This is a genomic window from Edaphobacter aggregans DSM 19364, assembly GCF_000745965.1.
Taxonomy (GTDB): Bacteria; Acidobacteriota; Terriglobia; order Terriglobales; family Acidobacteriaceae; genus Edaphobacter; species Edaphobacter aggregans.
Genome location: NZ_JQKI01000016.1, coordinates 31,380 through 54,184 on the forward strand (window position 1 = coordinate 31,380; position 22,805 = coordinate 54,184).

General features: G+C 62.9%; 20 protein-coding genes. 5 read left to right on the top strand and 15 right to left on the bottom strand.

Going from position 1 to position 22,805, the window contains the following annotated elements; genetic code table 11:
• Positions 1 to 10: 10 nt before the first annotated feature.
• The 3 genes from thiS to thiD form a co-directional block, all read right to left on the bottom strand.
• A complete protein-coding gene (thiS, locus tag Q363_RS08025; RefSeq protein WP_035349233.1) occupies positions 11 to 232 on the bottom strand; it encodes a sulfur carrier protein ThiS in 222 nt (73 codons plus the stop codon).
• A gap of 143 nt (positions 233 to 375) precedes the next feature.
• Positions 376 to 657, bottom strand: a complete 282-nt coding sequence (locus Q363_RS08030) for a hypothetical protein (RefSeq protein ID WP_035349235.1) — start codon at positions 655 to 657, stop codon at positions 376 to 378.
• A gap of 100 nt (positions 658 to 757) precedes the next feature.
• A complete protein-coding gene (gene thiD / locus Q363_RS08035; protein WP_035349236.1) occupies positions 758 to 1,564 on the bottom strand; it encodes a bifunctional hydroxymethylpyrimidine kinase/phosphomethylpyrimidine kinase in 807 nt (268 codons plus the stop codon).
• 266 nt (positions 1,565 to 1,830) lie between these two features.
• On the opposite strand from thiD, the gene Q363_RS35870 reads away from it, so the two are divergent.
• Complete coding sequence (locus Q363_RS35870) at positions 1,831 to 2,346, top strand: septal ring lytic transglycosylase RlpA family protein (RefSeq protein WP_051978540.1); 516 nt, start codon at positions 1,831 to 1,833, stop codon at positions 2,344 to 2,346.
• Between the two features lie 73 nt (positions 2,347 to 2,419).
• Positions 2,420 to 3,157, top strand: coding sequence for an orotidine-5'-phosphate decarboxylase (gene pyrF, locus Q363_RS08045; protein ID WP_051978541.1), 738 nt, complete (start codon positions 2,420 to 2,422; stop codon positions 3,155 to 3,157).
• A 353-nt stretch (positions 3,158 to 3,510) separates the two neighbouring features.
• On the opposite strand, the gene Q363_RS08050 is transcribed toward pyrF, so the two are convergent.
• The 7 genes from Q363_RS08050 to Q363_RS08080 all read right to left on the bottom strand — a co-directional run bounded on the left by Q363_RS08050 (position 3,511) and on the right by Q363_RS08080 (position 13,129).
• Positions 3,511 to 4,419, bottom strand: coding sequence for a dimethylarginine dimethylaminohydrolase family protein (locus tag Q363_RS08050; protein WP_035349238.1), 909 nt, complete (start codon positions 4,417 to 4,419; stop codon positions 3,511 to 3,513).
• 295 nt (positions 4,420 to 4,714) lie between these two features.
• Entirely contained in the window at positions 4,715 to 4,894 is a 180-nt protein-coding gene (locus tag Q363_RS08055; RefSeq protein WP_035349240.1) for an Rcat domain-containing protein, read from the bottom strand.
• Between the two features lie 196 nt (positions 4,895 to 5,090).
• Positions 5,091 to 6,332 (bottom strand): hypothetical protein, encoded by a 1,242-nt coding sequence (locus Q363_RS08060; protein WP_064742613.1) that lies wholly within the window; start codon positions 6,330 to 6,332, stop codon positions 5,091 to 5,093.
• A 124-nt stretch (positions 6,333 to 6,456) separates the two neighbouring features.
• A complete protein-coding gene (locus Q363_RS08065) occupies positions 6,457 to 7,491 on the bottom strand; it encodes a CPBP family intramembrane glutamic endopeptidase (protein ID WP_035349242.1) in 1,035 nt (344 codons plus the stop codon).
• A 25-nt stretch (positions 7,492 to 7,516) separates the two neighbouring features.
• Positions 7,517 to 8,410 carry an acetyl-CoA carboxylase carboxyltransferase subunit alpha gene (locus Q363_RS08070; protein ID WP_051978542.1) on the bottom strand — a complete coding sequence of 298 codons (894 nt, stop codon included), beginning with the start codon at positions 8,408 to 8,410 and terminating at the stop codon, positions 7,517 to 7,519.
• A gap of 76 nt (positions 8,411 to 8,486) precedes the next feature.
• Positions 8,487 to 12,023: a DNA polymerase III subunit alpha gene (gene dnaE / locus Q363_RS08075; RefSeq protein WP_035349243.1), complete on the bottom strand. Its 3,537-nt coding sequence runs from the start codon at positions 12,021 to 12,023 to the stop codon at positions 8,487 to 8,489.
• A gap of 71 nt (positions 12,024 to 12,094) precedes the next feature.
• Positions 12,095 to 13,129, bottom strand: coding sequence for a M20/M25/M40 family metallo-hydrolase (locus Q363_RS08080; RefSeq protein WP_035349244.1), 1,035 nt, complete (start codon positions 13,127 to 13,129; stop codon positions 12,095 to 12,097).
• Between the two features lie 67 nt (positions 13,130 to 13,196).
• Between Q363_RS08080 and Q363_RS08085 the strand changes: the two genes are divergently transcribed.
• Positions 13,197 to 13,904 (top strand): alpha/beta hydrolase, encoded by a 708-nt coding sequence (locus tag Q363_RS08085; RefSeq protein ID WP_157466625.1) that lies wholly within the window; start codon positions 13,197 to 13,199, stop codon positions 13,902 to 13,904.
• On the opposite strand, the gene Q363_RS08090 is transcribed toward Q363_RS08085, so the two are convergent.
• On the bottom strand, positions 13,824 to 14,786 hold the full coding sequence (locus Q363_RS08090; RefSeq protein WP_051978559.1) for an alpha/beta fold hydrolase: 963 nt from the start codon (positions 14,784 to 14,786) through the stop codon (positions 13,824 to 13,826). The genes Q363_RS08085 and Q363_RS08090 overlap by 81 nt on opposite strands.
• A gap of 274 nt (positions 14,787 to 15,060) precedes the next feature.
• On the opposite strand from Q363_RS08090, the gene Q363_RS08095 reads away from it, so the two are divergent.
• Both Q363_RS08095 and Q363_RS08100 read left to right on the top strand, forming a co-directional pair.
• Entirely contained in the window at positions 15,061 to 18,033 is a 2,973-nt protein-coding gene (locus Q363_RS08095; protein WP_035349245.1) for an ATP-binding protein, read from the top strand.
• Positions 18,026 to 19,483, top strand: coding sequence for a sigma-54-dependent transcriptional regulator (locus tag Q363_RS08100; protein WP_035349247.1), 1,458 nt, complete (start codon positions 18,026 to 18,028; stop codon positions 19,481 to 19,483). The genes Q363_RS08095 and Q363_RS08100 overlap by 8 nt, the downstream gene beginning before the upstream one ends.
• 3 nt (positions 19,484 to 19,486) lie before the next feature.
• On the opposite strand, the gene Q363_RS08105 is transcribed toward Q363_RS08100, so the two are convergent.
• The 4 genes from Q363_RS08105 to Q363_RS08120 all read right to left on the bottom strand — a co-directional run bounded on the left by Q363_RS08105 (position 19,487) and on the right by Q363_RS08120 (position 22,801).
• Positions 19,487 to 20,560 carry a zinc-dependent dehydrogenase gene (locus tag Q363_RS08105; protein WP_035349249.1) on the bottom strand — a complete coding sequence of 358 codons (1,074 nt, stop codon included), beginning with the start codon at positions 20,558 to 20,560 and terminating at the stop codon, positions 19,487 to 19,489.
• Positions 20,560 to 21,276: a phosphorylase family protein gene (locus tag Q363_RS35875; protein ID WP_051978543.1), complete on the bottom strand. Its 717-nt coding sequence runs from the start codon at positions 21,274 to 21,276 to the stop codon at positions 20,560 to 20,562. Before Q363_RS35875 ends, Q363_RS08105 begins: the two co-directional genes overlap by 1 nt.
• Complete coding sequence (hpnA, locus tag Q363_RS08115; protein WP_035349251.1) at positions 21,273 to 22,283, bottom strand: hopanoid-associated sugar epimerase; 1,011 nt, start codon at positions 22,281 to 22,283, stop codon at positions 21,273 to 21,275. The genes Q363_RS35875 and hpnA overlap by 4 nt, the downstream gene beginning before the upstream one ends.
• A gap of 71 nt (positions 22,284 to 22,354) precedes the next feature.
• Positions 22,355 to 22,801, bottom strand: a complete 447-nt coding sequence (locus Q363_RS08120) for a hypothetical protein (RefSeq protein WP_035349253.1) — start codon at positions 22,799 to 22,801, stop codon at positions 22,355 to 22,357.
• Positions 22,802 to 22,805: the final 4 nt, after the last annotated feature.

Below are 22,805 nucleotides of genomic sequence, written 5' to 3' on the forward strand. Positions count from 1 at the left end.
AAAGTGGTACTTAGATCGCTCCACCACCAACAAAATGCACGATCTCAAGCTTGTCGCCGTCAGATAGCGGTGTCTCCGACCACTGGGCCCGGGATGCGATCGTTCCATTATGCTCGACGGCGACACGATCCAGCTTGAGGCCGAGTTCACGAACCAGGTCTTCCAGGCTCGGAGATTCGGGCAGCGTCGAGAAGACGCGGGACTGACCATTCAAGACAACGGTGAACGACATGTTTCAAGGGTAGCAGAGCCGATCGCCCAGCGCCTGCCGCCGCTCCTGGTGTGGCGCTTGTGCTCCTCACGCCGCACCATAGACACGGACTGCCTTCTGCATGATCCAGTCGGCGATGGGATGGCGATGTGCCGTGATCACAGCTACTCATCGAAGACCTCGCGGCTGAGACGAATCAGGATACGGACGGCCTCGCGGTCGTCGGCGGTCTCCTCGATCTCCGGCGAAAACGGCCGGGAGTTGACCAGGTACTCCGCCGCGTGGCCCAGCGTTCGCAGCGTATCGCCGTGGTGCGAGGCGCTGAGGCGGTGGATCGTCAGATCGGGGTAGCCATATCGCGATTCGCCGAGCGAGAGGCTCCGTGGAAGAGCCTCTCCCCCGTCTGCCAGATTTGTTGCGGTTCTGTTGAGGGATGCTGTCGACATCACAGATGAATCCTCCGTCCTCCTTCCTATCGGCGGTGTGATGCGGAGCATTACCGGGTTAGCGAAGGGGTAATGTCCTCCGGACCGAGTGAATCTGCCGCTAATCCTGCCGATGCAGAGGCCAGAGGTGATTCAGCGGACCATGCCCATGCCCCAGCGGAGAGGCCCGGCGGATCGCCTCGGCGACGTAGTGCTTGGCGGACCACGCTGCCTCAAGTGCGCTGCCGCCGAGGACTAGGCGACTCAGTAGGGCACTCGAGAGGGCGCAGCCGGTACCGTGAGTGGAGGTGCTCTCGATGCGCTCGCCGGCGAGCCAGTGGAAGTCGCCCTCGGAGGTAAGCAGCAGGTCGTCGGGCGAGTCGAGATGACCGCCTGTGGCCAGGACATTCAGAGCGGGACAATAGTGCTGCAACGCTCGGGTCGCCGGCTCGAGGTCATCGTGACGGTTCACTGGAAGGCCGGTCAGGGCGCTCAGCTCTGCCAGGTTCGGGGTCGTCCATGACGCCAGCGGAAGCAGCCGCTCGCGGAGAAGAGCCAGTCCGTCCGGGGAGAGCAGTTCCCTTCCTGAACTCGATCGAATCACTGGGTCCAGGACCACTGGGAGCCGAGGGGAATCCCGCTTCAGCTCTTCCAGATAATCTGCAACCACTTCGACGATCGCCGCGCTCGCCAGCATCCCCAGCTTTACACCGGCCGGGGGGAGATCGGCATGGAGACAGTCGAGCGTCTGCCGCAAAATCCCGGCTTCTACTGGCTGACTAGAGCGAACTCCGGTGGTCGACTGAACTGTGAGACTGGTGATGACCGAGGTTCCAAAGAGGCCGTGGGCTGCGAAGACCATCAGGTCGGCCGTGACTCCGGCGCCGGAGGAGGGATCGAAGCCGGCGATGGTCAGGACGGTCTGCATATGCGCGAGACGGAGTTTTGGATGAAAACGGCCGTCTTGAGGCTTTTTTTGTAACTTTCGAAAAATTAGCAGGATCGGCGGGAATTGTCCCGAAAAGGGCGAAAATCAGCCCAAAATGGGGCAATTCTGCTCGATTATCGACATCTTAGCAAGGGATTCCCTTTAGCACATCGAGGGGATTCGATCAAGGCATTTCCTGCGCTTAACCCCAAGCGCATGATTGACTTAGCTAGTTTCTGCCGGGACAATAAACAGATGGAGATGCCATGAAGCTAATTCCTACGAAGATGAGAGACGGTAATGTCTCGACCAGGCGTGGAGTTGCCATCGTGACACTGCTGGTCGCACTTGGCCTTACAGCGTCGGCAAGTGACCCTGCTCCTTCACAGAAGAAGCAGGATCAGGCCGGCAAGGGACACCACTGGTATCAGATCGGTCAGGCGTCCTGGTATGGAAGATACTTCCAGGGGAAGAAGACGGCGAACGGGGAGTCCTACGATATGAACGGGCTTACCTGTGCGCACCGCAGTCTCCCGCTAGGAAGCTGGATCCGCGTGACGAACCTGAGGAATCGCAGGTCCATCTTTGTCCGGGTCAATGACCGGGGGCCGGTTCCGGAGAATCGGATCGTCGATCTCTCCTACGGAGCCGCGCAGGCGGTCGGGCTCGCCGAGGCCGGAATCGGCAAGGTGAAGCTGGAGACGCTGCGGCCGGGCGATCCGGAGATGGCCATGCAGCTGATTGCGCAGCTACGCATGCCGATCAGCCCGCAGGGCCTGTAGTTTTTCTCAGTAACCTCACAGAAATTTCATCTCCAGTCGAGCCCTGAGTTTGCTCTCGGGCTAGACTGGAGCTGTGAAGGTTCTTGACGAGAGAAGCGGCACTGCGGTCGATGTAAGGGACCGGCTGGCGGTCGCGCTCGATGTGCCGGATGTGCGGCTTGCGCTAGATCTGGTCGATCGCCTTGGAGATAGCTGCCGCTGGGTGAAAGTCGGAATGGAGCTGTACTACGCGGCCGGCAACTCCCTGCTAGATGAGTTGCGCTCGCGCGGATACAGGATCTTCCTCGATCTGAAGCTGCACGATATTCCCAACACGGTCGCGGGAGGGGTTCAGTCGGTCGCGAAGTCCGGGGCGGAGTTGCTGACCGTTCATGCTTCGGGCGGCGGTGCGATGCTGACGGCGGCGGCTGAGGCGGCGAAGACACCAGGTGCTCCGCGGCTGCTCGCCGTGACGGTCTTGACCAGCATGGATGCCGCGGAGCTGAGCGCCGTGGGCGTGTGCAGCTCGCCGGCCGAGCAGGTGCTCCAGCTGGCGCGGCTGGCGACCCGCGCCGGCATCAACGGGATGGTCTGCTCCGCCGAGGAGGTCGCCGCGTTGCGCGCGGAACTGGGGCCGGAGGCAATGCTGGTGGTTCCGGGGATTCGCCCTGCCGGCAACGAGAGCAACGATCAACGCCGCGTTGCGACCCCGGCGGAGGCGATCGCGCGCGGAGCCTCGATGCTGGTGGTGGGACGGCCGATCACGCGGGCGGAGGATCCTGCCGATGCGGCGCGGGCGGTTCTCAGGGAGATCGAGTCGGCCTTTGCCTGACTTCCCTCCCCCCTACTAAATTGAGCAAAGTATTCAAAGAAAATAATTTAGCTTGGTACTTCCGATTTTGAAGTATCGCTGAACGAGAAAAGGCCCCGTGGTGGACGGGGCCTTTTCTGATGCTGTTTTAAGTTTAGCAAAACGGCTGGAATTAATCGACACTCTATATTTGCCTTGCTTTGAATAAGTTGCGCCGTTTTGGGGCTTGACAGCTTTTGTGTCTCGTCCTGTCATGAGCCGGGCAAACCGCAGATCCTTCGACTACGCCTCTCGCGGTAAGGCTGCGAGAGGCTTCGCTCAGGATGACACTTTAGGGGAAGCGATTGGTAGCCGTCGCTTCCAGCAGATTTGTTTTATGGCTGCGCGGGCAGGCCGCTGGTGATCCTCGAATCGCTGAGGCGGAGGGTGAGGGCCTTGGCCGAGCCTCCTCCGCGGATGAACTCCCTCAGGTCGAGCTCCGTCACCTCGTAGCCGAGGCGTCCGAGTCGCTGGGCGAGGTCGCTGCCAGCTGCAGCCATCAGGATGCTCTGGCCCACGTTGATGACGTTGCATGCGAAGTGGGTCGCCTCGGCCTCGGTGACGGCGATGCGGTTCTCTGGGGCGTAGCCGGCTTCGATCCTGGCAAGCGACGGAGCGTCGAAGGCTCCCGGAAAGTAGAGCAGGTGGCCGCCGGAGAGCGGGGCGAAGCAGGTATCGAGGTGGTAGAAGCGCGGATCGACCAGGTGGAGCGAGGTGACGGTGGTGTGCCAGGCGTCGGCGACGTGGCGGTGGCTCTGGCGGCAGGTGCGGACGCCATGCGCGGCCCACAGGTGGTCGCCGGCGCTGTTGAAGAGCGCGTCTCCCTCGCCCTCGAAGCAAGTCTCGCGGGGGGTCTCCCAGACGAGGAAGCCGGCCTTCTGGAACCAGCGGCGGAGGTGTTGTTCCTCGGTCTGGCGCTGAGGATGGGCGAAGCTGGAGATTGCGGCCACGCCGTGCTGGACGAGAGCGGCGTGGGCGACGAAGACCATGTCGGGTGAGTCGGGCTGGCCGTGGATCAGCCGGACGTCGGCGATGCGCTGCAGGTGCTGGTGCAGCTCCTTCCACTGTTCGAAGGCGCGGTCGCGCGAGGGCCGGTGCAGATTGCCCGCCATCCAGGGATTGATGACGTAGTTGACGTCGTACCACTCCGGGGGACACATCAGGAAGGTCGGTCGATCGAACTGTGGAAGGGATGCGAGTGCGGGGGAAGATGAATTGGTAAACGCGGTGCTGGTGAGGCTCATATAAGGAACGGTCCCTACTTTCCGGTCTAGAGTCTGCCCGTCTAAGAGGACGACCGTCAAGTGAGGTAACGTGAATTTGTTGTACAACTTTGGTTCGTTACAGTTAGGGAAAGATACTGCTGTCCCGTGGGGTTAGGCCTGGGACATGTGGGCGCAGATCCAATTAGGCCTCGTTCAGGGGAGGCTCTTCGACTACGCTTCGCTCGCTCAGGATACACTTACAAAACGATCCAAACCATATACACAATAAGAGAGCCCCTTTTCGGGGCTCTCCTGAGGTTCGTGCGCGGTAGCGTTAGAGCTTTTCGAAGAAGTCGCATGTCGAGCAGGAGATGTAGACTCCGCCCGGGGTTCCACGCTCGCGGTCCTTGACGCGCTTGACGATGCGGGTGGGCTTGGAGCACTTGGGACAGTCGGTGCTCTTGTGGGTATCCATGACCTTCTTACGGTCGCCGGTCTTGGCAATCTTCGCCATAATGCTTGTTCTCCCTGTTACGAATGTTTCGGCTCGCGCGCTGGGATGCCTGATGCTCGAAAGGCATCCGGGAACTTCTCAGGATTGTCCGGGGCAGAGTTTTCGGCCGGAATCGAAGGAGAAGAACTGCGGTTGTTGCTCCCTGTGATTTTACACGATTACGAACGAGTTGACACGGTGCGGGCGGCTTCCCGGATCAGGGATTCGTGCGGGTGCGAGGCGTCTGAGTCTGCTGCTGGGGATACTGGGACGGTTGCGAAGGCGGAATGGGCTGTGATGCATCCGGGATCGGCCGCGTGGACTGCGGAAGGTCGTTGGTCGTGTCGGCGGGCGATCCGGGAGCCGCGGGGATGGGCTGGCGGTCCAGCCGCTTGTCCTTATCCTTATCCTTGTTCTTGTCGTCCGGGAACTGCACCTTGCCCGGAGCGTTATTGACCTCTACCGCCTCGCCGGGCAGGCGGAGTGATGGCGGCGGAGCAGGTGCGGCGCCGTCCTCACCCTCGACTCCGGGCTTTCGGTCGCCCATGGCGACCTCGCGGGTGTTGCCCGGCATCTCCACGTCCTCGAGCTCGTTCTTGTCGCGAATCTCGAGCGGCTTACCCAGTGCGGCAATCTCGACCATCGCGACACGGTCGCCCTTGAAGCGGACAAACTTGACGGTCTGGGGCACGTGGCCGTAGATCCACTCCTCGTAGGTTCCGCCGCTTGCGTCGCCGCTCTGCTCGCGGACCTTGCGCTCGGGCGCGCCGAGTGAGGCAAGCACCATGCGGCGATTCATCCCCACGAGCACCTCGTGGGCGGCGATGGCGTCGCGGAGTTTGGGAGGCAGGGTCTGGGCGTAGGCCTGCTCGCCGGACTTGACCCCGAAGTCGATCACGGGCTCAAGCAGCGCCTTGACCTCGGGTGCGGAGATCTCAGGGACACCGTTGGGAAAGACCAGCGTGATGCGGGCGCCGGTGGGACGCTCGGCGGGCTGCTGCGCGACGGAGTTGTTGTTGATCTGAATGTGGCTAAGGAAGCGGTGCTTGGCGTACGGGCCGCCATTGAGATCGAGCGTGATCGAATCGCCCTGGATCTTCATGGCAGTGATGATGACGCGGTCGCCGGGCGCCGCAGACTGCCCCTTCTCATAGATCATGCGGCGGTACTTGTCGGGTTCGGGCGAGAGATCGCCGTTGGCCTTGAGAGTGATGATGCCGACCGGAATGGCTCGGTGCGCGAAGCCCTGCTCGGCCTCGAGGTTGCGGACCAGATCGCGGCGTCCGCGCTCGGTGAGCTTGTCTGTCGGAAGAGGAAGATTGGTCGGAGTGAAGCTGGTGGTGATGTCGGCGGTGGCGGTCTTTTCGCCCACGACGAAGACCTGCGCCGGAAGCGCCGACGCGGCCGAGAGTACGAGACATCCTGCGAGGAGAGCCCATCTGTGCGTGCGCGTCGCCATCGAAGCACCTCAGACTACACACAAGCTTGCGCCTTCTCTTCTCTTTTGACAAGAGGCTGGCGGGCCCATTCTCTTGCTCTTTTGGTGAGATGCAAAGATTTTACAAATGGTCTACGCGAGGAGGTTAGAGCTTCGGTTCAGTGTCGGCGGAACGGCTCTGCGGCGTGGTGGGAAGGATCTGGATGAGGGCCGGAGGACGTGTCTGCTGGGCCTGCTCCATCGCGGTGTGGGCGGCGGGAGGGGGGATGTCCATGGGGTATCCGCCGGGAACTATGGCGGCGTGTGTGTAGTCCCAGGCGTAGTCACGCGTGGTGCGGACCAGCACGATCAGGCCGAGGAGGAGGGCAAGCGCCATGAAGGCGGCGGCTTCAGGACCGTAGTCTCCGCCGGTGAGCCAGGTACGGCCGACGGCCGTGGTCTGGATGAGCGTCGAGTAGTCGACCGAGCCCGCGACCGGGAGGCCGAAGAGGATGCCCATGCTGGCGGTCCAGGCAAAGCGCATCCCCCAGGCGAGCCAGAGGCCGTGTGTTCTGAGCCACGCGACGGAGAAGACGACGCCGGACAACATCGCGAGAAAGATGCCGGTTCGGTTGGCGCCGTTTTGGAGGGCGCGGGCGAGGCCGAAGAGCAGCGACATGCCGAAGGTGGCGGCGACCGGGCCGATGGCCTCGATGAGGCAGCGGAAGGGATAGCCGCGAAAGATGACCTCCTCGGCAAGCGAGCCGGCGGCGAGAGTGGCGAGGTTGACGGCGATCAGCCTGATGGCGCGCGGCTCGGTCCAGAAGCTGGTGTGCAGGCTGCCGGTAAGCGCCATCGGTAGCACGGCGAGCACAACTATGCCCCAGCCGATCGCGGCGCCGAGGAGCCACTCGTGGCCGGCGGTGGGACGCTTCGGAAGTCCGAGCACGAAGCGCGCCGAGGCCGGCCTGCGCGCGATGGTCTGGAGCAGCGAGAAGCCGATGGTGAGCAGGAAGAGAAGAAACAGCGACGAGAGCAGCGGGAGAGCAGCATCCACGTTGAAGCGATTGGTGATGCCGCGAGCGGAGCTTGCCGAGAGCAGCGAAGTGGAGAGCGCCCACGCGATCGAGGTGCCGAAGAGTGCAAGCTGGAGCGTTCGCTTGGTGCGGGCTTGCGTCGTCGTCGAATCGGATGCGGACAACGGTAGATGCTCCGTGGGCGAAGCGCTAGACGCCGGTTGAGGCCGTGGCCTGAACGGCGGCGGAGTCGCTGGTGTAGAACTGCGCGATGTTGCGGAACTTGCGATAGCGCTCTGCGATCATCTGATCGACGGAGAGCGTACGCAGGCTGGCGAGGTGATACCGCAGGCGCTCGTCGACGGTCGCGAAGGCTGCCGCAGGGTCGTTCTGACTGCCGCCGTCGGGTTCTCCGAGAACATCGTCGACGCAGCCGAGGGCAACGACGTCGCTGGCGGTGTACTTCAACGCAGCGGCGGCCTGCTGCTTCTTGTTGGCGTCCTTCCACATGATGGAGGCGCAGCCCTCGGGCGAGATGACGGAGTAGATGGCGTTCTCGAGCATGAGGACCCGGTCGGCCACAGCCAGCGCTAAGGCACCGCCGGAACCTCCCTCGCCGGTGATGGTTGCGATGGTGGGGACGCGCAGGCGCGACATCTCGAGCAGGTTGCGGGCGATGGCCTCGCCCTGGCCGCGCTCCTCGGCGCCGATGCCGGGGTAGGCTCCGGCGAGATCGATGAAGGTGAAGACAGGCCGCTGGAATTTTTCGGCGATCTTCATCGCGCGAAGGGCCTTGCGATAGCCCTCAGGGTCAGGCGAGCCGAACTTGCGGGCGACGCGCTCCTTGAGGGTGCGGCCCTTGAGATTGCCGATGACCATGACGGGCTCGCCGTGAAACCAGGCCATGCCGCAAGACATCGCCTGATCGTCGCCGAAGGCGCGATCGCCGTGAATCTCGCTGAAGTCCGTGAAGATCGCTTCGATGAAGTCCATGGGGTAAGGGCGCTGCGGGTGCCGCGCCAGCTCCGTCTTGATCCAGGCCGCGGGAACGTGGGACCCGTTGGAGGAAGTCGGACCGGCTTTGCTCGTCTGGTGTTCTGCCATATCGGAAATCAGTAAGGCTCCGCTCCGATTGTACCGTCCGGCTCCTCTCTGCGTCTTGGCGACGCGACTGATTCGATTATTCGATGACGCGGACACCGCCCTGGCCGACCAGCTCCTCGACGCGGTCGATGAAGAGGCGGTCCGCTGCGACCGTCACGCCGTTAGGCTCAAGCACCGCACAAAACTCGCCGGGCTCTTCGAGATCGAGCAGAAGCTTTCCCTTGCCCGGTGCAGCGAGCAAGATTGCGTGCAGCTTCTCCAGCAGCGCCTCGTCGGGATTGTGCAGCGGGACTTTGATGCGCAGCGCCTCGGGGAGCTTGATCTTCACGTCTTCGAGCGCCTGGATGGAGGAGATCGCGAGCTTGGGGGCGGAGTCCTCTTCGCCGCGCAGAACGCCGCGCACGAGCACCGGCACCTCGATCTTCAGCTTCTCGGCGAGCTTCTCGTAGGACTGCGGGAAGGCGATCAGCTCGATCTTGCCGGTGGTGTCCTCAAGTGCAGCCTGCGCGTAGAGCTCGCCGGAGCGCTTGGACTTGGCGACCTTGAGGCCGGTGATGACCCCGGCGATCTGAATCTCGTTCTGCGGTGACTCGTCGCGGCCGCGGCGGAAGACCTGCGGCTCGGGCTTCATCTCGACGGCGGTGGCGGTATCGACGACTTTGATGTTGCGCAGCTTCTCGCGGTACTTGTCCATCGGGTGACCGGAGACAAAGAAGCCGAGGACCTCTTTCTCGTTCTGCAGGCGCGTGTGCTCGTCCCACTCGGGCACGCTGGGCAGCGCGTCTTCTGCTTGCGCGCCTGATGAGATGTCGGAGTCGAAGATTCCAAAGAATCCGCTCTGTCCTGCTGCGGCGTCTCGCTGTGCCTTCTGCGCGCGCTCCATTGCGCGGTCGAGCGCGGCGGTGGTCTGGGCGCGATTGCCGAAGGCGTCCATGGCGCCTGCCTTGATGAGCGACTCGAGCACGCGCTTGTTCAGTCGGCTCAGATCCACCTTCTCGCAGAACTCCCACAGCGAGGCAAAGCCCTGCTTCCCTTCCTTACGCAGTTCGTTGCGTGCGGCGATGATGGACTCGATGGCGTTGAAGCCGACGTTCTTGATTGCAGCAAGACCGAAGCCGATGGCCTTGCCGGTCTCCGTGACGATCGGCGTGAAGTTTGCATCGGAGAACTGGACGTTCGGCGGCACGACGGGAATGTTCATCTCGCGGCACTCGCCGATGTACTTCACGACGTTCTCGGGCTTCGAGGTTTCGCTGGTGAGCAGCGCGGCCATGAACTCGACCGGGTAGTGCGTCTTGAGCCACGCGGTGTGATATGCGAGCAGAGCGTACGCGGCAGAGTGCGATTTGTTGAAGCCGTATCCGGCGAACTGCTCCATCAGGTCAAAGAGCTGGCCGGCCTTGTCCTTGGCGAACTTCTTCTCGACCGCTCCCTTCATGAAGAGGTCGCGCTGCTTGGCCATCTCCTCGGCGATTTTTTTGCCCATGGCGCGGCGCAGCAGGTCGGCGCCGCCGAGCGAGTAGCCGCCGATGACGGAGCTGATCTGCATGACCTGCTCCTGGTAGACGATGACGCCGAGCGTCTCCTTGAGGATGGGCTCGAGCTCCGGGAACATGTACTCGACGGCGCGGCGGCCCCACTTGCGCTCGATGAAGTCGTCGATCATGCCGCCCTGGATCGGGCCGGGGCGATAGAGCGCGTTGAGAGCGGTGAGGTCTTCGACGGTGTTGGGCTTGTAGCGGCGCAGCACGTCGCGCATGCCACCGGATTCAAACTGGAACACCCCTGAGGTCAATGCCCGGTGGAAGACCTGCTCGTAGGTCTTCGCGTCGTCGAGCGGGATCTTCGCCATGTCAATCTCTTCGCCCGTTGTCTGCTTGATGAGTTTCAGGCAGTCGTCGATGACGGTGAGGGTCGTCAGGCCGAGGAAGTCCATCTTGAGAAGACCCATCTTCTCGACGGCCTTCATGTCGTAGGCCGTGACGGTGGCCTCGTCCTTGGTGCGCGTGACGGGGACTAGTTCGGTAAGCGGCTTGGGCGCGATGACGACGCCGGCGGCGTGAACGCCTGCTCCACGCACGAGCCCTTCGAGGCGCATCGCGGTGTCGATCAGTTCCTTCACCTTCGGGTCGGAGTCGTACGCCGTTGCCAGCGGGCCCTTGTCCTTGAGCGCCTGATCGATGGTGATGCCGATCGTCGCGGGGATCATCTTCGCGATGCGATCGACCTCGCCGTAGGGCATCTCGAGCGCGCGGCCTACGTCTTTGATGGCTGCCTTCGCGGCCATGGTGTTGAAGGTGATGATCTGCGCGACCTGGTCGTTGCCGTACTTTCGCTTGACGTACTCGATCACCTCGCCGCGGCGATTCATGCAGAAGTCGATGTCGATATCAGGCATCGACACGCGCTCGGGATTAAGGAAGCGCTCGAAGAGCAGCTCGTTCTGGAGCGGGTCGATGTCGGTGATCTCCATCACGTAGGCGACGAGCGATCCTGCAGCGGAGCCACGGCCCGGGCCGACGGGGATTCCCTGCTCCTTCGCGTAGCGGATGAAGTCCCAGACGATCATGAAGTAGCCGGGGAACTTCATCTGCTTGATGCAGTCGAGCTCGCGGTTCAGCCGCTCTTCGTAGTCGGCGGTGGATTTGCGCAGCAGGCCGTTGGCGCGCAGATGCGCTACGTTAGTCTCGAGGCGCTTCCTGAGGCCCTCGCGGCAGACGCTTTCGAAGTAGCTGTCGAGGGTGTGACCCTCGGGGACGGGAAACTCCGGGAATGGGTTGTCGACGGCGCTGAGCTTCAGGTTGCAGCGCTCGACGAACTGCATCGTGCGTGTGCAGACCTCGGGGTTGTCGGCGAAGAGCTGGTGCATCTCGTCGGCCGACTTGATGTAGAACTCCTGCGTATCGAACTTGAAGCGGTTGGGGTCGTTCATGCTGCCCGCGGTCTGCACGCAGAGCAGAATCTCGTGGGCGCGCGAGTCGTCGTTTGCGACGTAGTGGCTGTCGTTGGTGGCGATCAGCGGGATGCCGAGCTCGCGCTCCATTTTGTAGAGCGCCTCGCGGACGGGCTTGTCGGGCTGCAGGCCATGATCCTGCACCTCGAGGAAGAAGTTGCCCTTGCCGAACATGTCCTCGAAGCGTCCGGCGGTCTTCTTTGCCTCCTCGTACTTCCCTGCCATCAGGTGCTGGTTCAACTCGCCCGCAAGGCAGCCGGAGAAGGCGATGAGGCCCTTGGTGTGGCGCGAGAGAAATTCCTTCGAGACGCGTGGCTTGCGGTAGAAGCCGTGCAGCGCAGCCTCACTGGTGAGGCGAACGAGGTTGCGGTAGCCCTCTTCGTTTTCGGCGAGCACGAGAAAGTGGTTGTAGCCGCCGGAGAGTTCGCGGTGATCGTCAGTCTCGGAGAGATAGAGCTCGCAGCCGAGAATGGGCTTGATGTTCTTCTTCTTCATCGCGTCGAAGAAGTGAACCGCGCCAAAGATGTTGCCGTGGTCGGTCATTGCCGCGGCGGTCTGGCCGATCTTGCTCAGGTGAGCAGCGAGCTTATCGACATCGCAGGCTCCATCGAGGAGAGAGTAGTCCGTGTGCAGATGGAGGTGGGTAAACTCAGCGGCCATACCTCTATGTTAAGCCTCGATGCGGTGTTGAAAACACGTCCCTAATCTGGACGCATCTCACCGGGTTCCGCTCAGCTCACCAGGCTCGTCGCCAGGTCGTAGTACAGATCGACCGCCTCTAACAGCTCTTTTTTCGCGATCTTCTCGTCGGGCGTGTGCGCGACGTGGATGGAGCCGGGGCCCAGAAGGAACGGCTCGCCCCATGCAGTCAATGAGGGGATGTCGGTGGTGAACTTGGCGACCATCGTGGGCAGGTTGCCGACCTTGCGCATGCGGACGAATGGCAGCTCCAGCGAGAACTCCACGTCGGCGCGATCGCCGACGATCCTGAGGATGTTCTGCTTGGTCTCGTCGGCCGGGCCAACGAGGCGGATCAGGATGTGTGCCTCGGCCTTGTCGGCGATGACGTTCGGCGCGCGGCCCCCTTCGATCAAGCCGATGTTCAGGGTCGAAGGGCCGATCTCCGGCTCGACCGGAAGCGGCATGGCGAGGATGTCATGCAGCGCGCCGACGAGCTTGTCGATGGCCGACTCGCCCAGCTCCGGATAGGCGGAGTGCGCCATCCTTCCCTTCGCGCGCAGCTCGCAGCGCAGCGCGCCCTTGGAGGCCAGCGCGAGCCGGTTGTCGGTGGGCTCGCCGTTGATCAGGAACTTCGATCCCCTGGGGTTAAGATTCGCCACGGCGGCGCCGGCGGAGTCACGCTCCTCGCCGACGACGAAGAGCAGCCCGACCTTCACGCCTGCTTCGCGCAGACGGTCGGCCGCAGCGACCTGCGCGGCGATGATGCCCTTCGCATCGCACGATCCGCGCCCGTAGATAAACTCGTCGTCCTCGCTGCTGCCGAAGTACGGCGGGACCGTGTCCATGTGAGTGGAGAGCACAACATCGGGCGTCACGCCCGGCATGGCGGCATACACATTGAAGCGCTCGCCATCCCCCGCACCCGGAGTACAGCTGCGGTCCGGCTGCAATACCCCCATGCACTCCACGCGGTAGCGCTGGTCTTCGAGATACTCGTGCAGAAAGGCTCCAGCCGGACCCTCGTGATAGGTCGTGGACTCGATATCAACGAGCTTCCGGGTGAGCTGAATCGGATCGACGGGCATGGCTCCAGCATACGATAGACGTTACCCCGTCCTGAATGCTGGACGCGCGCCGCAGATAGACTTGTAGATGATGACGCACACGACCAGCTCTCCTGCAGGACCGGTCATCCGGTCGATCGACGATCTTCGCGGCCCGGCGGGCAAACTTGAGGCCGTGCTCAACGGCGGCCGCCCCGATGCGCGCTTTGCCGCACTGGTCTGCCATCCGCATCCGCTGGGCGGTGGGACCATGCACAACAAGGTGGTCTACCACGCCATGAAGGTCTTCTCGGGCTTCGGACTGCCGGTGCTTCGCTTCAACTTTCGCGGCGTGGGCTTGAGCGACGGCCAGTTCGATCACGGCCGTGGCGAACTCGACGACGCGCGGGCCGCGCTCGACTGGATGGACCGAACGCTGCAGCTTCCGATTCTTCTGGTGGGCTTCTCCTTCGGCTCGTTCGTCGGAATGCGCGCCGGCTGCGGCGACCCGCGAGTCCCAGGCATCATCGGACTGGGAGTTCCCTACCGCGCCGAAGGCCGCAGCTACACCTACGAGTTCCTGGAGCACTGCACCCAGCCCAAGCTCTTCATCATCGGAACCGAAGACCAGTTCGGCCCTCGCGAGTTCGTCGAGCCGATGCTTGAGCAAGTAGGCGACCCGAAGCGCATCGTCTGGATCGAAGGCGCCGAGCACTTCTTCCAGGGAACGCCGTCGTCACCGGGGGCGAAGCTCGACCGTATGCAGGCCGCCATGCGGCAGTGGCTGGAAGACACGTTCCGGTTGAGTGAAAGCTAGCGCCTCATGGACTCGGGCCGATGTGCGCGAAGGCAGCGGGCTCGAGAGCCAGTCGCGCATCGCGAGATTGCAGGTCTCCGGCATCTCTTCGAAGGGGATATGGCCGACGCCCGGCAGGACGACGAGCCGCGAACGACGCAGAGTCTGCTGCAACTGCTTGGCCGAGCTCAATCCGACGGTGCGGTCGCGGTCTCCCCAGATCAGCAGTGTCGGCTTCTCGGCCAGATTGACCAGTACCTCGCGCAGCTGGCCCATATCCAAGTACCATCCGCGCACGATGTTCAACACGTGATCGATCGTGCCGGGAACGCGTAGTCCGGCGGTGTAGCCATCCAGGGCATCGTCTGCCACGCGACGCGGATCTCCGTACATCCGGCTCAGCGCAGTCTTCTTGAGCATACGGGGCAGCCACGGAATCTGCCGCGCCATCCAGATGCCGACCGGCGTCTGGTAGAAACTGATCAGCTGGCGTCCCAGGTCGCAGTAAGGATTCGCGGGGGCAAACAGAATCAGGCGCCTCACGCGCTGAGGATGCCGTGCCGCGAGCATCATGGCGATAGCGCCTCCATGGGAGTGCCCGGCGACGTCAGCCTCCTGCAATCCAAGCGCGTCCATGCAGGCGACCAGACGGTCTGCCGTGGCCTCAAGGCTCGCATCGGCCCCGAGAACCCGCTCCGACTCGCCCATGTTCAGAAGGTCGACCGCATAGACGTTCGCGTGGCGTGCCAGAAAGCTGATGTTCTGCCGCCAGTTCTGTGCCGAACCCACCAGTCCATGCAGCAGAAGCAGCGGCCGGCCGTTCCCGGCGCGCTGGTAGTGCAGCCTGACTCCCCTGACCGTGACAAACGCCTCTTCGAGCTCGGTCAGTCTTTCAGTACGCATCCGCATCTCTCCCCAACCCTCCAAAGGAGTATGTTACAGGAAGATTAATTCAGCGCTGCTCAATTTATGTTGCAAACCGACCTGTATTAGGAGGAAGCTGGAAGGTGCACGTGTAACCAGTAAATTTCGGTAAATGCAAGCGCTCCACGCATTTGAATTATGGAACCGCCTATGATTTTTCATAGGTCGTTGTAACCTTAATGAGTGCAAACCCTGAATGTACCTATCTCGGTGGTTTGGCATGCGATGTGCTCCGCTAACCCTGACGGAAAAGATGAAGAACGCCTCCCAAACGCGAATGCTGGCCGTCGCCCTCGCCATCGCGACGCTGGCGGCCTGCGTCCTGGCGCTGATGAACCTGGAGCGCGAGAACGGCTTTGAGGTCCCGACGGACGGTATCTCCTGGGTTGAGACCACGGGTGGTCTGGCCGCGCGGCACGTCCCCTCCGGCTCCCCCGGCGACCGGGCCGGAATCCGTACCGGCGACGTCCTGGTCGGCATCAATGACAGGCCCGTCACCCGCATGGCGCCGCTGGTCCGCGAGATGTTCCACAGCGGGATCTGGGCACGCGCAAACTATTCGATTCTGCGCTCCGCCCCGAACGCCAATGGCCTGAAGGACGCGGCAAAGCTCGACATACAGGTGATCCTCGAGCCGACCGACCGCTCGATCAACCAGGGCCTGCGGTTCATCGCGGTGGTCTACCTTTGTATCGGAATCTACGTGCTCTTCCGCCGCTGGACGGCGCCGAAGTCCACGCACTTCTACGTCTTCTGCCTGGTTTCGTTCGTGCTGTACTCGTTCAAGTACACCACCGAGCTCGACACCTTCGACTGGATCATCTACTGGGGCAATATGGCCGCCGCCGCGTTGCAGCCGGCGCTGTTCCTCCACTTTGCGGTCAACTTCTCCGACGACTACTCCCCGAGGCTCTCCGGCAGGCTTCGCCGACAGATCCTCTGCGCCGCGCTATACCTTCCTGGAATCTTCCTCGTCGGTCTGCAGTACTGGGCCATCCGTTACTGGTCGGCGACCGAGATTCTGCGCCATAAGCTCGATCAGATCTCGGTGGCCTACCTGGCGCTCTATTACGTCATCGCTGCGGTCGTCTTCCGCATCCGCTACCGCCGCGCGGAGTCTGCGCTGGAGCGCCAACAGCTGAAGTGGCTCACCCGCGGGACGCTCCTCGCGATCGCGCCGTTTACCGTGCTCTACGCGATTCCCTACCTGGCTGACATCGCGGTTCCCAGCTTGCTGACCAAGCTCGCTGGGCTCTCGCTGGTCTTCCTTCCGCTGACCTTCAGCTGGGCTATCGTCCGCTACCGCCTGATGGACGTCGACCTGATCTTCAAGCGGGGCGTCACCTACACGCTGGCGACGGCGTCACTCGTCGGCCTCTACTTCGCCGTCGTCGCCGTCACCGCCGAGATGGTGCACGCGCGGCTGCCCAGCCTGCGCAGCTGGGGTCTTCTGCTGGCCATCATCATCACCGGGCTGCTCTTCGATCCTCTCAAGCGCGCCATACAGGCCCGCGTCGACCGCGTCTTTGACCGCAAGCGCTTCGACTACCGCGAGACCCTAGTGGAGTTCGGCCGCGGACTGAACTCCCAGACTGACCTCCGCACCCTTCTCGACTCCATCGTCGATCAGCTCCCCAAGGCTCTCCTGGTCACGCGTGTCGCCGTCTTCCTCGCGGCTGAGAGCGAGAGCCCGCTGCCCAATCCGAGATTTGAACTCGCCGCCTCGCACGGCCTCTCCAACCTGCTTCCTGCGGAGCTCAAGACTCTCGATGTCCGCTTCCTCGACTTCGACCACCCCGGCGCGAACAGCCATCTCTTCCTCGAGAATCCCCAGCAGGTTCTCCGCCTACCCGAGTCTCAGCGTCTGAGCGCCGCCCGGCTCGACCTGAACTACTACCTGCCCTGCCGCGTAGCCAACCGCGAGGGCTCCGGTACGCGCACCGTCGCGGTCATCGGACTGGGCCGCACCAAAGACGGCGACTTCCTCTCGAGCGAAGACATGGAAGTGCTTGAGTCGCTCGCCGGATACATCGGTATTGCGATCCAGAATGCGCAGCTCTACCGCCGCCTCGAGCAGAAGATCACTGACTTCGAGCGGCTCAAGGAGTTCAACGAAAACATCGTCGAGTCGATCAACATCGGCATCTTCGCCGTCGATCTCGACGACCGCGTCGAGAGCTGGAACGCGCAGATGGAGGTCATGTTCGCGAAGTCCCGCGCTGAGGCCCTCCGCCAGCCGCTCTCCGCGCTCTTCCCTGCCGAGTTCGTCAACCGCTTCAACGCCATCCGCGACGAGCAGGGTACGCACACGCTCTACAAGTTCCGCCTCGGGCTTCCCTCCGGCGAGACCCGCGTCGCCAACATCGCCATCGCTCCTCTCGTCACCAAGAACTTCATCGCCATCGGACGCATCATCCTGGTCGACGACATCACCGACCGCATCCAGATGGAGGCGCAGCTCACGCAGTCCGAGAAGCTATCTTCCATCGGTCTGCTGGCCGCCGGCGTGGCCCACGAGGTCAACACGCCACTGGCCGTCATCTCCAGCTATGCCCAGATGCTGTCCAAACACATGCGCGACGACGAGCGGCTTGCTCCGGTGCTCGAGAAGATCACCCAGCAGACCTTCCGCGCGTCGGAGATCGTCAACGGCCTGCTGAACTTCTCCCGCACCAGCGGCAGCGAGTTCGCCAACGTCGACCTGAACGAGTTGCTGCACGACACGCTCACTCTTCTCGAGCATCAGTTCAAGACCGCAAAGATTCGCGTGGAGACGAATTTTGATGAGCAGCTTCCCTTCATCCACGGCAATCGCGGCAAGCTCCAGCAGGTCATCCTGAACCTCTTGCTCAATGCCAAGGACGCGATGTTCGGGACAACAAACGCAACGCTTCGCGTCGCCACCTTCCGCGGCGCGGGACGCGTGCTGGTGCGCATCCAGGACACCGGCTCCGGCATCGAGCGCGAGCACCTGCACCGCATCTACGATCCATTCTTCACCACCAAGACCAAACCGCAGGAAGGTGGGCACAAGGGCACCGGCCTCGGCCTCGCCGTTAGCTACGGCATCATGCAGGAGCACGCCGGCAAGATTCACGTCGAGAGCGAAGTCGGCGTCGGAACTGCCTTCCAGCTTGAGTTCCCTGTCTCCGGCCCGCGGCCGCTGACCACGCCGACGCGTCCTGCCGAGACACTGGAAACCGATAGGAAGACGATTCATGCCTGACGTAACAACATCCGCGCCTGCTGAGGTCGCAACAGAGAGCCGGCATCGCGGCGGCCAACACATCGCCGGCAGTCCCCGCATCCTCATCATCGACGACGAATCCGCCATCCGGGAGTCGCTGGACACCATGCTGACGCTCGAGGGCTTCTCGGTCAGCATGGCCGCGGACGGCGCGGCGGGAATGGACCTGCTCTCCCGCAACGAGTACGACCTGCTCCTGCTCGACCTCGCGCTGCCCGGAGAGAGCGGGCTCGACCTGCTACCACGCATCGTCGAAGCGCATCCCAGCCTGCCCGTCATCATGATCACGGCCTTCGGCACGATGGGCAACGTCGTCGATGCCATCCGCGCCGGCGCCGAGAACTTCGTCCAGAAGCCGTGGGACAACGAGAAGCTGCTCGCCGACATTCGCGCCGCCATCGCGCGCCACCGCGCCGAAGAAGAAGTTGTCCAGCTTAAGCGTACGCTCAAGCAGCGCTACAACTTCGAGAACATCGTCGGCAAGAGCGAGCCGATGCTCAAGCTCTTCGACCTCGTCGCGCAGGTCGCACCCAGCCGCTCCACAGTTTTGATTCAAGGCGAGAGCGGCACCGGCAAGGAACTGATCGCCAAGGCCATCCACGCGAACTCGCCGCGCCGCGAGCGACCCTTCGTGCCGGTCAACACCGGAGCGGTGCCCTCGGACCTGCTTGAATCCACGCTCTTCGGCCACGTCAAGGGCGCCTTCACCTCTGCCGTCACCGCCAAGAAGGGCCTCTTCGAGGTGGCCAACGGCGGCACGCTCTTCCTCGACGAGATCGGAACCATGACCATGGACATGCAGGCCAAGATCCTGCGCGTCCTGCAGGACCGCCGCTTCATGCACCTCGGCGGCACGCAGGAGATTCAGGTCGACGTCCGCATCATCGCCGCCACCAACGTCAACCTGCACGAGGCCGTGCGCGCGGGCCGCTTCCGCGAGGACCTCTACTACCGGCTCAACGTCATCACGCTTGAGCTTCCTCCGCTGCGCTCACGCCGCGAGGACATCCCGCTGCTCGCCGCGCACTTCCTCAAGCTCTACGCCAATGAGAACGGCATGGAGGAGCGCACGCTCTCACCTGAGGCCATGCGCATCCTGATGGACTACGAGTGGCCGGGCAATGTGCGCGAGCTTGAGAATGCCATGGAGCGCGGCGTCGTGCTCTCGACCGGCAGGGTCATTCATCCGGAGCTTCTTCCTGCGCAGCTCACCGGCAGCACCTACTCGGTCACGATGCTCGAGCATCAGCCCGATGCCTCGCTCTTCGACCTGATGGAGGAGATCGAGCGCCGCATCATCGCCGACCGCCTGGAGCGCTGCCACTGGAACCAGACCGAGGCCGCCGAGTACTTCCGAATCCCGCTCTCCACACTCAATCAGAAGATCAAGCGCCTCAACGTCGAAATCAAGAAGCGCAGCCGCGAGTAGTACCTACAACTCCGGCTGAATCACAATCTTCATTGAGTCCGGCTGCGGATTCGACGCCAGATCGATCGCTGCAACCGCATCTTCAATCGAGAAGCGGTGCGAGATCAGCTGCGTCAGGTCAAAGCCCATGCCGTAGCCGTTCAATACCAACTGCGCCACCTCGTCGTTGATCGCGACCGACGAGCTGTACGACCCCATCAGTGTCTTCTCATCCATGCACACGGCCGCCGGATCGAAGGGCGCCTCGCCGTGCTGCGTCGCCGCAAATAGCATCACGCGCCCGCCGGGCCGGATGGCATTCATCGCCAGCGTAATCAGCGCATTCCCGCCCACCGCAACCAGCGCGACATCAGTTCCGCGCCCGTCCGTCGCTGCCTTCGCGGCGGCCACCACATCACCGCGCGCGTCCAGCGGACGATCGAGCCCGAACTTCGCCGCTACCGCGTGTCTCTCCCCGTACAGATCGCTCGTCAGCACGGTTGCGCCAGTTCGCTTCGCCAGCGCGGCCAGCAAAATCCCAATCGGACCCTGCCCAATCACCAGCACGGTCTCGTCAGGCTCAAGCGCGAGCATCTCGACGGCCTTGTAGCACGTGTTCACCGGCTCGATAAACGCGGCCTGCTCGAACGGGACGCCGTCGGGAATCTTCACCAGCCCCTTGCGCACGATCCAATCCATCACGCGGATGTACTCAGCGAAGCCGCCGCCCGAGGGCATAAACGCCGCTGTACAACCGACCTTCTTGTAGGTCTCGCACTGCGCGAAGGTCTGCTTGCGGCAGTAGTAGCACTCGCCGCAGGGAATGTGGTGATACGCCATCACGCGGTCGCCAATCGCAAAGTCGGTAACGCCCCCGCCCACCGCGGCGATCGTGCCGGCCATCTCATGCCCGAAGACACGCGGTGCCGAGTGCGACCCTGTATGAATCTTCTTCAAGTCCGTCCCGCAGATCCCGCAGGTGTGGATCTTCACCAGCACCTCTCCCGGCCCGATCTCCGGCACGGGAATCGTCTCCACGCGCACATCATTCACGCCGCGATACACCGCCGCACGCATCGTCTTCGGCACTTCCATCATCAAACCGCTCCCGTTCTGTTGGCGCCCGCCGCGTCTTTATCCACCAGGAATCTGTTCACGCTCTCCGCGATCGCCTTCGCCCCCGCAGAACTGTTACTTCCCAGCGCCAGCAGTGATCCCCACAACTGCGGCCGCACAGCAACATGCGCAAGAAATGGCAGCAACTGCATCTGTCCCTGCCCATCGATGAATGGGTTCAGATCAGGCAACGTCGCGTCCTGCGTATCCGAGACCGCCTTGAAGCAGATCACCGGAACGCCGCGCATCTGCGCCAGCCGCGCCACCGCAGCGGCCTCCATATCGACCATCGCCGCGCCGTAGGTCTCACGCAGCCGCTGCTTCTCCTGCGCGCCCGCAACCTGCACCGTTGTTACTAAACGGAGCCTGCGCGCTCCATCCGCAAGCAGGAACCGCTCGCCCGTCTGCGCATCGATGATCTCGGACGGAATGTAGCACTGCCCTGGCTTCACGATTGCATCGAGCGCCCCCACCCAGCCGACGGAAACCAGCAGATCCAGCGCACCCAGAAACTCCGCAGCCGCAACACTGCGCGTCGCCGCTGCAACACCCATGCCACCGGCGACTGCAATCAGTTCGTCTTCGCCGCAAATAGTTGTCCACACCGAGATTCCCTTCACGCCGGAACGCTGCCGCTGCCATCCGCGCACCAGCGGCTTCAGCTCTCCGGGCAGTGCAGCGATGATGCCGATCCTCATGCCTTCGGCCCGCCGTACGCAGGTGCGTATCCGTGCTCGACGAACCAGTCGATCGCCGCCCGCAACGAGTTGTAGATCGGCAGCACCCTGAAGCCAAGCTCGAGCTCCGCCCTGGCGGACGAGGCAAACATCATCTTCTTTCCCATCCGCACCGCCTCGACTGTCGCGCGCGGCTCCTTGCCGCGCAGCCTTCCCGTGATGGTCTCGTCGAAGAACGCGAACCCCATCGCAACGGAGTGTGGCACCTTCATTGTCGGCGAGGGCAGCCCCGTAATCGTCGACATCCGATCGAGGATCTGCTTCAGCGTCAGATTCTCTCCGCCCAGGATGTAGCGCTCTCCCGGCGTCCCACGCTCCAGCGCCACCACATGCATCCGCGCTACTTCATCGACATCGACGAGATTCAACCCTGTATCGACGTACGCCGGAAATTTGCGATTGAGGAAGTCGACGATGATCCTCCCCGTCGGCGTAGGCTTCGCATCGCCCGGCCCGATCGGCGTCGTGGGATTGAGGATCATCACGTGCTGCCCCGCCTGCGCCGCCTTGATCGCCTCCTGCTCGCCGAGAAACTTCGATCGCTTGTAGTGCCCGATCATGTCGCCCAACCCGACCGGCGTGTCCTCGTTCACGATCGTCCCATCTGACCTGAACCCCATCGTCGCGACGCTCGACGTGTACACCACCCGCTGCACACCCGCCTCACGCGCCATCCCCAACAACTCGCGCGTGCCGTCGACGTTGGCCGCATACATCTCACGCGGCTCGCGCACCCACAGCCTGTAATCGGCGGCCACATGAACAAGCGCATCGCATCCTTCAAGCGCTGAGCGTAGCGACGAAGGCTCGCGCAGATCGCCGACCACCGTCTCCGCATTCAGCCCGGCCAGTGCTTCCAGGCGGCTCGTCTTGCGAGTGAGCACACGCAGCGAAGCGCCCTCAGCGGCGTACCTGCGAGCCACATGGGCGCCCACGAAGCCTGTCGCTCCCGTGATGAATACGCGCACTGTCGATCGTTCCTTTGTGCAGGAAAATTCTTAACCAGCTGCCAACTCAGCTTCCCAGCTTGTCCGGCGTTCTACTCCAGCTTCTCCGGCTCAATCTGGATGTTCTTCTCGCCGGCCGCCTTCTTCTCCCAGTACTTCTTCACCCAGGCCTCGAAGGTCTTGCCGGCCGCGGTATCGCGCCCCGTGAAGGCCAGCGCGGCGATGTCGGCGTAGCTGACGTTCACCTTGGTCTTCGCGTTTGTCGGAATGACCCGCACAAACGAGTCCGCAAGCGACGCCCCCGAGCGCCGGTCGAAGAGGTAGCCCTCGACCTTCTCGCCGTTCTTCAGAGTGATCGTCACATCGCCGCGATAATCGAACGCCTTCTCCAGCGCCTCGCGAACCTCGGCCTCCGACGCGAGTGACGGAATCCAGCCTTCGAGTTTCTCCTTCTCGCGGCCCGCAATAGTCTCGATCTCATCGGCGTTCTGCTGCCGCAGTTGCTGGATCTTCAGATGTTCTTGCTGCTCCGTTGCCATGGTC